We start from the raw sequence: 13361 nt of genomic DNA, 5'->3' as shown, positions 1-13361 counted from the left end.
CTGTTGATTTTATTTTCCGTTAGTCAAAAGGAGCAACTATATGAGAAAAAACATCCAGTTTAAAATGCTATTTAGCTTTTCGATAATAGTTATTGCAGTGTGTTTAATCATTTCAGCAGTTAACTATTTTACGACTACGAATCTCGTTAAAGAAACAATAAGTAAGCAGGCAGGTTTAATTGCAAGTCAAGCGGGAAAGCTTATTGATGTTGAAAAATATAAAGAAATCAATATTGAATCAGGTGAAAACGAATACTATCATGAACTAAGAAATGAGTTGAACCAATTAAGAAATATAACTGGGTTGGTTTATCTCTATACGATGTCGCGTGAGAAAAAAGGAAATACATACGAGTACTATTATATGGTCGATGGAATGCCCCCTGAGGATGAAAATGCATCAAATCTTGGAGATGTGGAGGAAGGTGCTGAAACAGATTTTCCTAAAATGGTCGCTGCATTTGAAACAGGGAAAATTCAAAGTGATATGACCTATACAGAAGAATATGGTGGTATGGTTTCGACTTATATTCCGATTAAAGATGCAAATGGAAAATTAGTTGGAATTATCGGAGCGGATTTTGATGTAACAAATGTGTATCAATTATTGGATAAGAATAAAAAGAGTATGATCGTCATAACTCTCGTTATATTAATAATAAGTATTTTGTTCATTTTTGCCTTTTCACATTATTTGATTCGACCATTAAAACAATTAACCGCGCAAGTTTCAAAGATTAGAAAAGGGGATTTATCAATTTTTACACCTAGTGAACGTTCAGATGAAATTGGAATCCTTTCGAAAGCTTTTTCACAGATGGTTATTGATTTACGAATGATGATTCAAGGAATCAATCAAAATTCGAATCAATTAATTAATAACTCTAAACAACTATTAAGTCATACACAAGAAGTACGAATAGGAAGTGAACAAGTTTCTTCATCAATACATGAAGTAGCACAAACAGCGGAAACTCAATATCGTAGCTCAGAAGATTGTGCTTCAGCAATGGTTGAAATGACAAAAGGAATCCAGCAAATTGCAACAGCATCTTCCACAGTCACAGAACTATCTGCCTCCACTCTAAAAGAAGCGGAAAAAGGTTTTGAAAAAGTGGAAAATGCAGTCAATCATATGGGAACGATGAATCATTCGGTACAAATGTCTGAATCAGCAATGAAGAAGTTAGAAACACGTTCAGAAGAGATTTCAAATATTGTCCTCATGATAAGTGAGATCTCGTCACAAACAAATCTTCTAGCTTTAAATGCTGCAATCGAGGCAGCTAGAGCAGGCGAACACGGAAAAGGCTTTGCGGTTGTAGCGAATGAAGTAAAAAAATTAGCAGAACAATCACAGCGCTCTGCAGAGAATATCCAACAATTAATAATGAATATGAGTGAGGATACAAGCCAAACGGTTTCGACATTAAATATTGTCATCAATGATGTTCAAAGAGGAATTGATGTTGTAGAAAAAGCCGGAGAGTCATTCCACACAATCTTAATGGCGATGAAAGAAATTGATTATAAAATTCAAGAGGTATCTGGAACCTCAGAGGAAATGTTTGCTTCTACAGAGGAGATTTCGGCTACTGTAAGTGAGTCGTCCTCCATGGCAGAGAAATCGGCCAATCGTACAAAAATTATTGAAAATGTTGTCTTTGAGCAAGAAAAACATGTTGGAGAAATGTCTCAGGAAATTGAGAAATTAAACGGAATGGCAGAAGAACTGCGAGGTCTTGTGCAAAAGTTTCAACTTTAGTCTTTAGGAAAACTACTTCGAATACGAAGTAGTTTTCTTGTTGAAAGAGACTTTTTAAAAGTTAGTTAAATAAAAGATGTCTAATTATTAGAATAAATGTTCTTATAGCTTGTAATAATTACACATTATGATTTTGAATGAATTTGGTATAATTATAGAATGGAAGTGGATCTAAATAATCGAGATGGGGTGAGGTAAATGAAATTTATTCATACTGCTGACTGGCATTTAGGAAAGCTAGTTCATGGTGTGTATATGACATATGATCAGCGTGAGGCATTAAACCAATTTTGCCAAATAATTGAGGAAGAACAACCAGACGCAATTATCATCGCAGGTGATTTATATGATCGGTCTGTTCCACCAATAGAAGCGGTAGAATTGCTTGATGAGATTCTATTTAAAATAAATGTAGAGTACAAGACACCGATTGTGGCGATTACTGGTAATCATGATAGTGCAGAGAGACTTTCCTTTGGTAGTTCATGGTATAAACATAGTGGATTGTATCTATCTGGAAAACTATCAACGAATATAGAGCCAGTCCGAATAAATGGAGTGAACTTCTATTTAGCTCCCTATGCAGAACCCGGAACGATCCGATATTTATTAGAGGATGACACGATTCATTCACACCAAGATGCGATGAAAGCATTAATTGGTCAAATAGAGGAAAAATTAAACCCAGATGAGCCCAATGTTTTTGTTGGACATGCCTTTGTATTAGGTGGCCAAACCTCAGATTCTGAACGAACTTTATCTGTCGGTGGTTCAGGATGTGTAACCGCAGATTTATTCGATTCTTTCTCCTATACGGCGTTAGGGCATCTTCATAGTCCAGACGCTATTCGTCATGACAAAGTGAAATATTCTGGTTCGCTATTAAAATATTCCTTTTCAGAAGCTAAACAAAAAAAGTCAATTTCGATCATTGAAATGAATGAAGATGGTTCATTCGAGCAGCGCTTTCGATCATTAACACCACGACAAGATATGAGGGAGATAGAGGGTTATTTAGAGGAATTATTAGATCCTAGTTTTTATGAAAAACAAAAAGTAGATGATTATTTAAAAATCACCCTTTTGGATGAAGGGGCACTACTTGATCCGATAAATAAGCTTCGTCAAATATTTCCTAATGTTCTTCATCTTGAGAGAAAAATAAACATTATTGATATGAAGAAAAAGCATTCCTTTACTTCCATAAAAGATGAGAAAAAATCAGAAATTGATTTATTTGAGCAATTTTATAAAGAAATGACCACCGCAGATTTTGATCAGGAAAAAAAGGAAGTCATGGCAAATGTAATTGAAAACGTGTTGAAAGGGGAATCGGTGAAATGAGACCACTAAAGTTAACACTTCAAGCATTTGGACCATATGCCGGTAAAGAGACAATTGATTTTACTCAGCTTGGAAATCGGACCATGTTTGTTATTTCTGGAAAAACAGGTTCGGGAAAAACGACGATTTTTGATGGGATCAGCTATGGGATATATGGTAAAGCGAGTGGAGAAGATCGTAATGGCACAGAGTTAAGAAGTCAATTTGCTGATGAGGATGTAGTGACAGAGGTGACTCTTGAATTCTCTATTCACAGTAAACGATATATCATATCCCGTTCACCACAGCAAGATCGTAAAAAGAAATCAGGTGAGGGAACAACAACGATTACAGCAAAGGCTGAGCTCTATGAAATAGAAGCAACAGGAGAAAAAAAGCTTCTAGCCGCAAATGTTCGTGATGTGGAAGAAAAAATGAAAGAAATTATGCTTATTGATAGTAATCAATTTAGACAAATACTAATGATTCCCCAAGGGGAATTTCGGAAACTTTTGACATCTGATTCTAAAGATAAAGAGGCGATTCTTCAACGCTTATTTCATACTGAAATTTATAAAATTATCGAGGAAAAGCTAAAGGATGAATCAACGGAATTAAAACGAAAAGTGGAAGATCAAATTCGAAAGAGAAATGAAGTCATTCATCAAATCCATTCGGAATACAATGTACAATTAAAAGAATATCTTGATGCCGGAAGCGATAATGATGTCCTCATACTTCCTCAACTTCTAATAGAAATCAAAATGATGTCAGAAAATTTGTCAGAACTTAAGAAAGTAGACGAAGAAAAACAAAAAGAAAGAGATGTCATACAGAAACAAATTTTTGCTGCAAAGCAAATTATTGACCAAATTGAAAGGAAAGACGTATTAAATAATCGTAAAAGACAATTAGAAGAACAAAAAGTGAATATGGAAACAAAAGATAGAGAAATAAAATTTGCTCAAAAGGCAGCTGTTTTAGCACAACAAGAAGAACTGTGCCACAGGTTAAAAAAAGAATTAGATAGCTTGGCAAATGATTTTGGGACACAAACAGAACTTGTTTCAAAGCTATCAGAACTTTATTCAATTCGTGAGCAATCTTTAAATCTTGAAATATCACGAGAAAATGAGCGTAATCAAGCGGTTGAAAAAATGAACCAATTACTAAGGATGAAGGAAGACGTTTATTCCTTTGCGACATTGAATCAAGAAACGAATCAAATTGCAACCGAACTAGATACTAAGTATAAACAATATCTTGTCATCGAACAGAACCTTCAAATAGGTGAAAAGAAAATAACCGCTCTTGTCGAGAAAATGAGCGAAATAGAAAAAGAACAAATCATCCTTCTTGAAAATGAAAGAAAACTAGATCGGTTACAACATACTTTAACACTTTTTGAAAAACTAGAGCGTCAGTCTTTACAATATCATAACCAATTACAACAATTAAACGAGAAAAGAAATATTTTTGATCAAACCAGCGCCCATTTTTTAGATGGGAAATCATTAGTTGATCAATTAGAAAAAGCTTGGACATCTGGACAAGCTGCCATTTTAGCGAGTAAATTACATGATGGGGAGGCATGCCCAGTTTGTGGATCTAACCATCATCCACAATTAGCAAATACACATATTTCAACATTTCCTTCTGAAGAAGAATTAAAAACAGCAAAAATACAACTTACTCAGCTAGAAAAGGAAAAGTCAAAGTCTGAAAATGAATATATTGTAAGTCGGGAAAAAGCCACAGCTATTCATCAAAATGTTCAAGAAGTACATGTAGAAATTAATAAAGTTCATCAACATTATGAAGAATCACAAATTCACCAACTAATTGAACAATTCAAATTTGATATCAATCAACTTAATACGGAGCAAAATGTTCTAAAATCAAGGTTTGAGCAATTACAAAAGTTGAAAGAGGAAAAAGTTGCTCTAGAGAGTGACCAATTAGCACGATCCAATCAACATGAAATGTTAGAGACCGAACTGAACCAGATAAAGCTATTGTTTGCGGAGAAAAATGCAATCCTAGATCGAATTCGTTCCACCGTTCCAAACGATTTACAGTCAATCGAAGCATATGAAAAATCACTTTCAGTGGCTCAAAATAATCATTCATTAATGATTAAAAATCTTGAAGAATCGCAAAGTATGTTCCAAGATACGAAAATGAAATTGGATACAGCAAAATCTCGATTCAATGATCTACAAACTCGTTTAGAGGAAAAGAAAAAGGAATTGGATGACGAGAGAGGAATATTTTTACAAAACATGGTGGCTCAAGGCTTTGAAACATATCCTATTTATCATGGGGCAAAAAGAAGCGAATCCCAAATCCAAATACTTGAACAACATGTTCGTCAATTTCGAGAAGAATATCGGTCTGTGTCAGACCAATTGGAACAAATATCGCTCATTTTAAAAGATGTGGAAATACCAAATTTATATCTATTACAAGAAGTATTAGACGAAGTCACGAAACAAATTGAAATGATTAAGGGTAATTATACAACTTTACTTATTCAAAAAAGAGACAATGAGGAAATATTAAAAAAGGTAGAAGAATTAAACTCATCCATGAAAGTGTTAGAAGAACGTTTTAAAATCATAGGTCACCTCTACGAAATATCAAAAGGGCAGAATACTTATCGTATTACCTTTGAACGATTTGTTCTTGCTGCATTTTTGGATGATATTTTAAGAGAGGCAAATGGAAGATTACTAAAAATGACGAGCGGCCGCTATCAACTAGCACGAAAAACCGACCGTTCCAAAGGAAATGTCCAAAGTGGACTAGAATTACTGATATTTGATCAATATACTGGTCAGGAACGTCATGTCAAAACATTATCTGGAGGTGAGAGTTTTAAAGCATCCCTAGCACTTGCTTTAGGCTTAGCAGACGTTGTTCAGAACTATGCAGGTGGCGTTTCAATGGAAACAATGTTTATTGACGAAGGATTTGGTACATTAGATCCTGAATCACTAGACCAAGCAATAGAGGCATTAATGGATATCCAAAGCAGTGGACGTTTAGTAGGAATTATTTCTCATGTTCCAGAACTTAAGGAAAGAATTGATGCACGGCTAGAAGTGGTTGCTACTCAAATAGGTAGTAGAACTGAATTTGTTTTTTCTAGCTAAGCTTTGTTAGAGATTGTTGTTCTAATGAACGACAAAACGAAGTAAATCAACAAACAAAATGCCGTTCAAAAGGATACAAAATGATAATAGTGCTCTAAAGAACCGCGTAAACAACAGAATATTTTATAATAGGCATAAACTTAAAAAGCAAACCTACCTTAAAAGGTAGGTTTCTTTATGTACTCAATTAGCCAGCAATCTCTATATTCGCCTTCATGCAATTCATTGTTAGGTAATAGACGCACCTTTTGAAAGCCGCATTTTTCATAACATGCGACAGCGCGTTTATTTTGAACTTGCGGATCCATAATGATTCGATCGGCGTTTTTATCTTTTTTAAGGTAAGCTACCATTGACTTTACTAAGAGAGTACCAATTCCTTTGTTCCAATACTCAATTTCACCTATAAATTGGTCCATTCCGTAAATCGTTTCACTTATCGGTAATTGATATTTGCGTTTCTCATCTGAGTGTATTGGATAATATTGTATATAACCTATCGCCGTGTTTTCATATTCGATGATACAGCCTACGACACCATTTCTTCTATTGTAAAAATGGTGTTCAACCATTTCAATGGTATGTGGTCTATCTCTTCCTTCGTAAAATTGCAACACTTTCGGATTTGTGAGCCATTTTTCGAGAAGAAATTGTCCTGGTCCACTAATTGACGGACTAATAATTTATCATTTTGAAAGATCATATTAAACTCCATATTTACTCACCTAATTCCTTTTCAATTTCTTCATCTGACATCAAATGTTCTCTTTGGTCCTTTATATCAAAATGTTTGATAATAAGCTTTAATTGATATGAGATTAAAGATAATTTATATAAGACATAGATGATAATGGCAATAATGAATAAAAGGAATCCAAATGAAATAATCGAGCTCAGCAAAGTATCCATTGGCAACACTCTCCTTATTTTAAAAAATATCACAATATTTCAACGTTGGATAGTAGTTATAAGATTTGAGTATTCTCCTAAACTGAAAAAATAGATTATAATGAAGGTAATAATATTATTGGAGGATTTTTCATGAGTGTTCAAAAAATAGGGATTGACGCAGGTGGTTCGTTAATCAAAATGGTGTATGTAGAAGAGGGGCGAAACCATTTTAAAACCTTTCCTATTTCGCAATTAGAAAGTGCAATGAAATGGTTAAAAATTACTGCTCCTACAGCACAAATTGCACTAACCGGGGGGAAGGCAGCTTTTTTACATCATCATTATTTTACAAATGCGATCCAAATTCCTGAGTTTCAAGCAGCATGTGAAGGTGCTCGTTTTTTTCTTGCATTGGATGGCAATAAACTTGAGTCTTGTATTTTAGTTAATATTGGAACGGGAACCTCTTGGTTTTTCTTGCAAGGTGACAAACAGGAACGAATTCTTGGAAGTGGAATTGGTGGCGGTACTTTCATGGGTTTAGGTGAACTTTTAACGGGGGAAAGTGGGTTTTCAAATCTCGTTCATATGTCACTTAATGGGAATAAAGGGAAGGTTGATTTAACTGTAAGTGATATTTACATGGGTGAAGACACACCTGTTGCTGGAAATTTAACCGCAAGCAATTTTGCTAAAGGGAGAACGGATGAGCAATCTTCACAGGATTTAATGGCATCTGTAACAAATATGATTGCAGAAACGATTGTGCTTTTAACTTTACAAGCGACTTCTATTTATCAAACGCAGGATGTTGTCTATATGGGAAGTACATTAGCTGGAAATGAACCATTAAAAAAGGTGCTTGAATCTTACAAGGGTATGCTCGGTTTAAATACAAGATTTCTTAAAAATGGGGAATACAGTGGGGCAATGGGTGCGATGTTGAGTTTATAGTTACAGAAAAGCTATCATTAAATAGATAGATACATAAAAGTAGGTGTCAGTTTTGAATAAACGATATTTCACAATAGGGATGGCTGGACATATTGATCACGGAAAAACATCGCTAACAAAAGCGTTAACGAATGTTGATACGGATCGTTTGAAAGAAGAAAAGGAAAGGCAAATATCGATTGAACTTGGCTTCGCACCATTATATGAAGATTCAGAGCTGCAGATTTCAGTTATAGACGTTCCTGGTCATGAGCGGTTTATCCGCCAAATGATTGCAGGTGTTGCTGGCATTGATTTGGTTATTCTAGTCGTTGCTGCAGATGAGGGTGTCATGCCGCAAACGCAGGAGCATTTAGATATATTACGTTTTCTTGGGATAAAAAATGGAATTATTGCTATTTCAAAAATTGAACGTGTAGAAGAAGAATTTATCGAACTTGTTAAGGAAGATATTTTGGAAAAATTACAGGGAACTGTTTTTGAACATTCACCATTTGTCATGGTCGATAGTTTATCTAATAAGGGAATAGAGGAATTAAAAGATTTAGTAATCGATACGTTAAAAAGTCAGAATACACGTGACTCTAAAGGGGCTTTTCGACTTCCAATCGATCAGGTCTTTACAGTAAAAGGACAAGGTACAGTCATAAGAGGAACGGTTTACGAAGGCACTATTGAAGAAGGTCAATCGTTAAAAATAATGCCAAAAGGAACAGAAGTCCGTGCAAGACAACTTCAAGTTCATCATCAAGCAGCAGCAAAAGCTTATGCGGGTCAACGAGTTGCTATCAATCTTTCCGGTGTTGGGAAGGAAGATTTAGAACGAGGCGATGTTCTTGTTTCTTCGGAACATTTTATTGTCACTAATACCATTGATGTCGCCATTAAAGTCGTTGAAGATCTTGATCATATGGTTAAACAAAGGATGCCGATTAAACTTCATATTGGAACGGCAGATGTAATGGGACGAATTGTTTTTTTTGACCGAAATGAGTTAAAAGAAGCAAATGGTGAAATCCTTTGCCAACTTCGACTAGAAGATGAAATTGTAACAAAGCGTGGTGATCGTTTTATTATTCGTCGGCCTAGTCCACAAGAGACAATTGGTGGAGGCTGGGTAATTGATCCTCGTGGGAATAAATATCGCTTTGGTGAAAAAACGATTGAAGAGTTAGAGAAAAAGAAGTTCGGTACTCCTGTTGAACGCTTAGCAGCTGCTTTAAATGAGGGGAAAAGTTTAACTATAGATGAATTGATAAAGCGTACCTCTCTGGATGAGGAAACGGTAGAAGAACAACTAAAGTTGGACTATTTTATTTGTATCAATGGAAAAGAATATACACTGGTCAATATCATAAATAACGTTGAAGAAGAAATGATCGGTCTTTTAACGGATTATCATAAAACAAACGTGATGAAACAAGGATTAAATAAGGCTGAGTTATTACAAATGTTATTGCGATACTATCCGAAGGGTATGCTCGACTTTGCTGTTGAGAAGATGATTGATCAAGGCAAAGTTTCAAGAAAAGGTTCCATTGTTTATTTAGCTGAATTTGTTCCACATATTGAAAAAAATTGGCAAAAACGGGTAGAAAATCTATTAGCGGATTTAAATAAGGATGGCTTAAAACCAAGCATTCTAGCAGATTATTTGAATAAAGCAGGGATCCCTAATTCAATCATCCCAGATTTAAAAAGATTCCTAGAGGAGCAATATTTAATCGTCCCACTAGATGATCAATATTATTATGCTGGAGAGGTATTTCAAACAGCTGTTGAACAATTGCGTAAGGGGACAACATCGGAATTTGACGTTGGACAGGCAAAGGAAATTTTGGATTTATCACGAAAGTATATGATCCCCTTTTTAGAACGTCTTGATAAAATGGGATTAACAAAAAGAGTCGAGAATAAACGAATTTGGACAAATTCTAATAAAATATGAGGTGTAAAAAATGAATCCCTTTGTATTTTCTTGCATTGCTCCACATGGTGGAGAAATCATCCCTGAATTAGCGGGTGACATACCAAATCGAATGCTAAAAACACGTAATAGTTTAACAAAGCTAGGTTTAGAAATGGAAAAGGCTAGACCGGATACTATTATCGTACTCACTCCACATGGGACAAGAATCAATGGTCAATTTTCTATTTCCGACTCAGAAAGAATGATGGGTATTGTGGAAGAGAATAAATCCAATTTTACTTTAGAGAAAAGGGTAGATAGAGAATTAGCAAGAAGTATTGCAGATCATGCTAAGAGTTTCGAGATACCAGTAGGGACAATTAATTTCGCAACAGCTACAGGTCCGCTTTCTTGTTTACCACTTGATTGGGGAGCAATTGTGCCACTACGTTTTATGCCTAATGTTCCTATCGTTGTTATTACTCCTTCAAGGGAGCTCCCTTATGAGAAACACCTTCAGTTTGGTCAATCATTAAGAGAGGCTGTAAGTGCATCAAATAAAAGAATCGGTTTAATAGCTAGCTGTGACTGGGCCCATGCCCATGATGAAAATGGTCCATATGGTTATAATCCAGCGGCAAAGCAATTGGATGAAGAAGTAGTAGCTCTCATTCAAGAAAATCAATTGGAAAAAATGAGTGAATTTACGGATGAATTTGTTGATGCAGCTAAACCCGATGGAATTTGGCAAACTTTAATTCTTGCAGGAGCTATAAAGCCTGAGGAACGAAGAGTGGAGTTTCTATCATATGAGGCACCTACTTATTTCGGTCTTATCTGTGCCTCGATTATTTAAAAATTTACTCGATATCTAATAAAACAAAGGAGACTAATCCAAAAAATATAAAATGAACCCCCTAGTTGAATAAACTGGGGGGCTTCCATATGGGAACTTCTATAATAGATCCACTTTGACAAGTAAAGCTAAAAGAATTTGTAGGAGAATTTGAATATTCACCGCGATATCTGTATCAGTTGTTGTAACTCTTACACCTCTTGAATTTTTAATGAAGGTTTTTTGGCGGTTTGTTTGTTTTATTGAAGCATTCTCGAAGAGTTCTTGCGCAATCTTATCTGATTTTTCACTGTCAGCAATGGAAATACTTAAGATAATCGCAATTGCTGCTTGAAGAGCGGCCTGTATGGAAAGTGCAACTTGAGTTTCAGTCGTTGTCACTTCGACATCTGCAGAGTCAATAATATAAATGTACTCTTCTGAGAATTGCTTTGTTCTACTATTTTGTTTAGCTTTTTGGCCAATTACTGGGTCTCTAAACGAAGGATGAGAACTTGAAGGATCTAATGCACTCCATCTTCTTCTATTACTCATTATTTTTCACCTCCTTGATCTAATACTTTTCCAAGCTCAGCTTGAATATTTGAAACGATTTGATTTACTCTTTGCTTCTGTTCAGGTGACAGATTTTTTAAAACAGTATCTTGAATTCCATAGCGTTTAAGAGTATGAGACAACAGCATGTCCGCCATCGTCCCACGTGGATGAACTCTTAAAGTAGAATCAATAACTTTCTTTAAATTTTCCATAAACTTTATCACTCCTAATCTAAGCTTGTTTTCTTTATATTTATATGTAAAAAATTCACCCTGTGATAGGGTATATGGATCAGAGCATGTACACATTTTAAATAAATAGAAATATTTTAAATCGTTAGTTTCCCTATTTACAATTATCAAAGTATATATTATTATCATTATCGATAATGATAATAAAGAAAAAGGTGTTATGTAAATGAGAGAAACCAAGGCGGACATTATCCTGCATCCTGTTCGAATGAGGATCCTACAATCCCTATTGAATCAAAAATTATCTGCATCACAAATTAAAGAACTATTTCCAGATATCCCACAAGCTACCTTATATCGCCATTTGAAAAGATTGCTTGAGGCTAACGTTATACAAATTGTTGATGAAATCCCTGTTCGAGGGACTGTAGAAAAAATTTATACCATTTACCAAGAGAATATTTCCATTGATCTCGAGTATTTGAGCCAACTTTCTCGGGAAGACCATATGAGCCTTTTTATAAAATTTATGGCTAACTTAATGGGAGAATATGAAAGATATTTAAGCCAAGACAAAATTGATTTAGTTAAGGATATGGTTTCCTTAAGACAAGTGAGTTTGTATTTGACAGACGAAGAGTTGTTAGAAGTAATTAAGCAGATTCGAGATGCATTCGGTAAAGCAAGTAATAATGAGCCTAATTCAGATAGAAAAAAACGAACATTCGGAACGATAATTATTCCGGAACCAAAAGATAATTAGTGGGGAGAGAGAAAAATGGAGAAAGAGATTATGATTCAAAGTAAAGTGGTGTTAAAAGGGACTTTAAGTATCCCAAAACATTGTCAAGGAAAAGCACCAGCAGTGTTAATTATTCCTGGAACAGGGAAACTTGATCGAAATGGTCGTGTAAATACAAAAATAGATTTAAAACTATATCGCCAGCTATCGGAATTCCTTACTTCCATCGGGTTTGTAACGCTGAGATACGACAAGCGCGGAGTAGGTGAGAGTGAGGGGAATTATATTACAACAGGTTTATGGGATTTAGTGGATGATGCCATTGCGGCTGTTCATTTTTTAAAAGAGCAACCAGAGGTGGATTCTAAAAAAGTAATTGTTCTTGGGCATAGTGAAGGGGCTGCATTAGGAACCGCAGTGGCTGCCAGAGAAAATCTTGGAGGATTAATTCTTCTTGCTGGAGCGGTAGAAAGATTAACCGAAGCATTGGCTCGTCAACGAGAACTTGCAAGGATAGACGTAATCAATGGTAAGGGATTTCAAGCATCATTACTTCGCTTTATGGGTGTCCAAAATAAACTTGAAAAACAAGCTCAAAAGTATCTCGATAAAGTATTGAAAACCGATAAAGATTCCATTCGAATTGGACTTTTCCCAACTAATGCAAAGTGGATGCGTGAGCACTATGCATATAATGTTCGTGAGGATTTAGAGAAAGTGACTTGTCCTATATTAGCGATAACTGGTTCAAGAGATATACAAGCAAATCCTGATGTACTTAAAGACTTACCTAAATATGTGACTGAGGTGGATGCACAGTTCAAAGTTATTGAAGACATGAATCATTCACTTAAATATCAAGCAAATTTTTCTTCGATCTTCTCTGCAAAGAAAGATATCATTGCTGATTGTGAATCACCTGTACATCCAGAACTTGTTCGCTCTTTGGAAAATTGGTTACAAACCTACTTAAGAACAGAGATTGCTGTTTGATTAAATGAAGAACTTATGAGCATCCCCAAAAGCAGGTCTTTTGGG

General features: G+C 35.2%; 12 protein-coding genes. 8 read left to right on the top strand and 4 right to left on the bottom strand.

What is annotated here, in order from left to right; all coding sequences use genetic code 11:
• Window positions 1-40: 40 nt before the first annotated feature.
• The 3 genes from ACFSO7_RS07105 to ACFSO7_RS07095 all read left to right on the top strand — a co-directional run bounded on the left by ACFSO7_RS07105 (window position 41) and on the right by ACFSO7_RS07095 (window position 6243).
• Window positions 41-1765 carry a methyl-accepting chemotaxis protein gene (locus ACFSO7_RS07105; RefSeq protein WP_377876609.1) on the top strand — a complete coding sequence of 575 codons (1725 nt, stop codon included), beginning with the start codon at window positions 41-43 and terminating at the stop codon, window positions 1763-1765.
• A gap of 198 nt (window positions 1766-1963) precedes the next feature.
• On the top strand, window positions 1964-3109 hold the full coding sequence (locus tag ACFSO7_RS07100) for an exonuclease SbcCD subunit D (protein WP_377876608.1): 1146 nt from the start codon (window positions 1964-1966) through the stop codon (window positions 3107-3109).
• A complete protein-coding gene (locus tag ACFSO7_RS07095; protein ID WP_377876607.1) occupies window positions 3106-6243 on the top strand; it encodes an AAA family ATPase in 3138 nt (1045 codons plus the stop codon). Before ACFSO7_RS07100 ends, ACFSO7_RS07095 begins: the two co-directional genes overlap by 4 nt.
• Before the next feature lie 158 nt (window positions 6244-6401).
• Here ACFSO7_RS07095 and ACFSO7_RS07090 read toward each other — a convergent pair whose 3' ends face one another.
• On the bottom strand, window positions 6402-6860 hold the full coding sequence (locus ACFSO7_RS07090; RefSeq protein ID WP_377876606.1) for a GNAT family N-acetyltransferase: 459 nt from the start codon (window positions 6858-6860) through the stop codon (window positions 6402-6404).
• A 100-nt stretch (window positions 6861-6960) separates the two neighbouring features.
• Window positions 6961-7152, bottom strand: coding sequence for a hypothetical protein (locus ACFSO7_RS07085; RefSeq protein ID WP_377876605.1), 192 nt, complete (start codon window positions 7150-7152; stop codon window positions 6961-6963).
• Between the two features lie 132 nt (window positions 7153-7284).
• On the opposite strand from ACFSO7_RS07085, the gene coaW reads away from it, so the two are divergent.
• Genes coaW through ACFSO7_RS07070 form a run of 3 tightly spaced genes read left to right on the top strand, consistent with a single transcriptional unit; the run spans window position 7285 to window position 10853 of the window.
• Entirely contained in the window at window positions 7285-8088 is an 804-nt protein-coding gene (gene coaW / locus ACFSO7_RS07080) for a type II pantothenate kinase (RefSeq protein ID WP_377876604.1), read from the top strand.
• 52 nt (window positions 8089-8140) lie between these two features.
• Window positions 8141-10036 carry a selenocysteine-specific translation elongation factor gene (gene selB / locus ACFSO7_RS07075; protein WP_377876603.1) on the top strand — a complete coding sequence of 632 codons (1896 nt, stop codon included), beginning with the start codon at window positions 8141-8143 and terminating at the stop codon, window positions 10034-10036.
• Window positions 10037-10046: 10 nt separating this feature from the next.
• Entirely contained in the window at window positions 10047-10853 is an 807-nt protein-coding gene (locus ACFSO7_RS07070) for a DODA-type extradiol aromatic ring-opening family dioxygenase (RefSeq protein WP_377876602.1), read from the top strand.
• A 99-nt stretch (window positions 10854-10952) separates the two neighbouring features.
• Here ACFSO7_RS07070 and ACFSO7_RS07065 read toward each other — a convergent pair whose 3' ends face one another.
• Window positions 10953-11387 carry a spore coat protein gene (locus ACFSO7_RS07065; protein WP_377876601.1) on the bottom strand — a complete coding sequence of 145 codons (435 nt, stop codon included), beginning with the start codon at window positions 11385-11387 and terminating at the stop codon, window positions 10953-10955.
• A complete protein-coding gene (locus tag ACFSO7_RS07060) occupies window positions 11387-11602 on the bottom strand; it encodes a spore coat protein (protein ID WP_377876600.1) in 216 nt (71 codons plus the stop codon). Before ACFSO7_RS07060 ends, ACFSO7_RS07065 begins: the two co-directional genes overlap by 1 nt.
• A gap of 205 nt (window positions 11603-11807) precedes the next feature.
• Here ACFSO7_RS07060 and ACFSO7_RS07055 point away from each other — a divergent pair, with 205 nt between their 5' ends.
• Together ACFSO7_RS07055 and ACFSO7_RS07050 are read left to right on the top strand one after the other, a co-directional pair.
• Window positions 11808-12344 (top strand): helix-turn-helix domain-containing protein, encoded by a 537-nt coding sequence (locus ACFSO7_RS07055; RefSeq protein ID WP_377876599.1) that lies wholly within the window; start codon window positions 11808-11810, stop codon window positions 12342-12344.
• Window positions 12345-12359: 15 nt separating this feature from the next.
• A complete protein-coding gene (locus ACFSO7_RS07050; RefSeq protein WP_377876598.1) occupies window positions 12360-13316 on the top strand; it encodes an alpha/beta hydrolase in 957 nt (318 codons plus the stop codon).
• Window positions 13317-13361: the final 45 nt, after the last annotated feature.

It is taken from the genome of Bacillus sp. CGMCC 1.16607 (assembly GCF_042683745.1).
In the GTDB taxonomy this organism is placed as follows: domain Bacteria; phylum Bacillota; class Bacilli; order Bacillales; family Cytobacillaceae; genus Pseudoneobacillus.
Note: the sequence above shows the minus strand (reverse complement) of the source record. Positions and strands in the feature narration are given on the sequence as shown.

Bases quoted from the DNA above. Each gene is read 5' to 3' on its own strand.
- coaW (WP_377876604.1), top strand. From the start codon at position 7,285: ATGAGTGTTCAAAAAATAGGGATTGACGCAGGTGGTTCGTTAATCAAA.
- ACFSO7_RS07055 (WP_377876599.1), top strand. From the start codon at position 11,808: ATGAGAGAAACCAAGGCGGACATTATCCTGCATCCTGTTCGAATGAGG.
- ACFSO7_RS07085 (WP_377876605.1), bottom strand. From the start codon at position 7,152: ATGGATACTTTGCTGAGCTCGATTATTTCATTTGGATTCCTTTTATTC.
- ACFSO7_RS07065 (WP_377876601.1), bottom strand. From the start codon at position 11,387: ATGAGTAATAGAAGAAGATGGAGTGCATTAGATCCTTCAAGTTCTCAT.
- ACFSO7_RS07050 (WP_377876598.1), top strand. From the start codon at position 12,360: ATGGAGAAAGAGATTATGATTCAAAGTAAAGTGGTGTTAAAAGGGACT.
- ACFSO7_RS07070 (WP_377876602.1), top strand. From the start codon at position 10,047: ATGAATCCCTTTGTATTTTCTTGCATTGCTCCACATGGTGGAGAAATC.
- ACFSO7_RS07100 (WP_377876608.1), top strand. From the start codon at position 1,964: ATGAAATTTATTCATACTGCTGACTGGCATTTAGGAAAGCTAGTTCAT.
- ACFSO7_RS07095 (WP_377876607.1), top strand. From the start codon at position 3,106: ATGAGACCACTAAAGTTAACACTTCAAGCATTTGGACCATATGCCGGT.
- ACFSO7_RS07105 (WP_377876609.1), top strand. From the start codon at position 41: ATGAGAAAAAACATCCAGTTTAAAATGCTATTTAGCTTTTCGATAATA.
- ACFSO7_RS07060 (WP_377876600.1), bottom strand. From the start codon at position 11,602: ATGGAAAATTTAAAGAAAGTTATTGATTCTACTTTAAGAGTTCATCCA.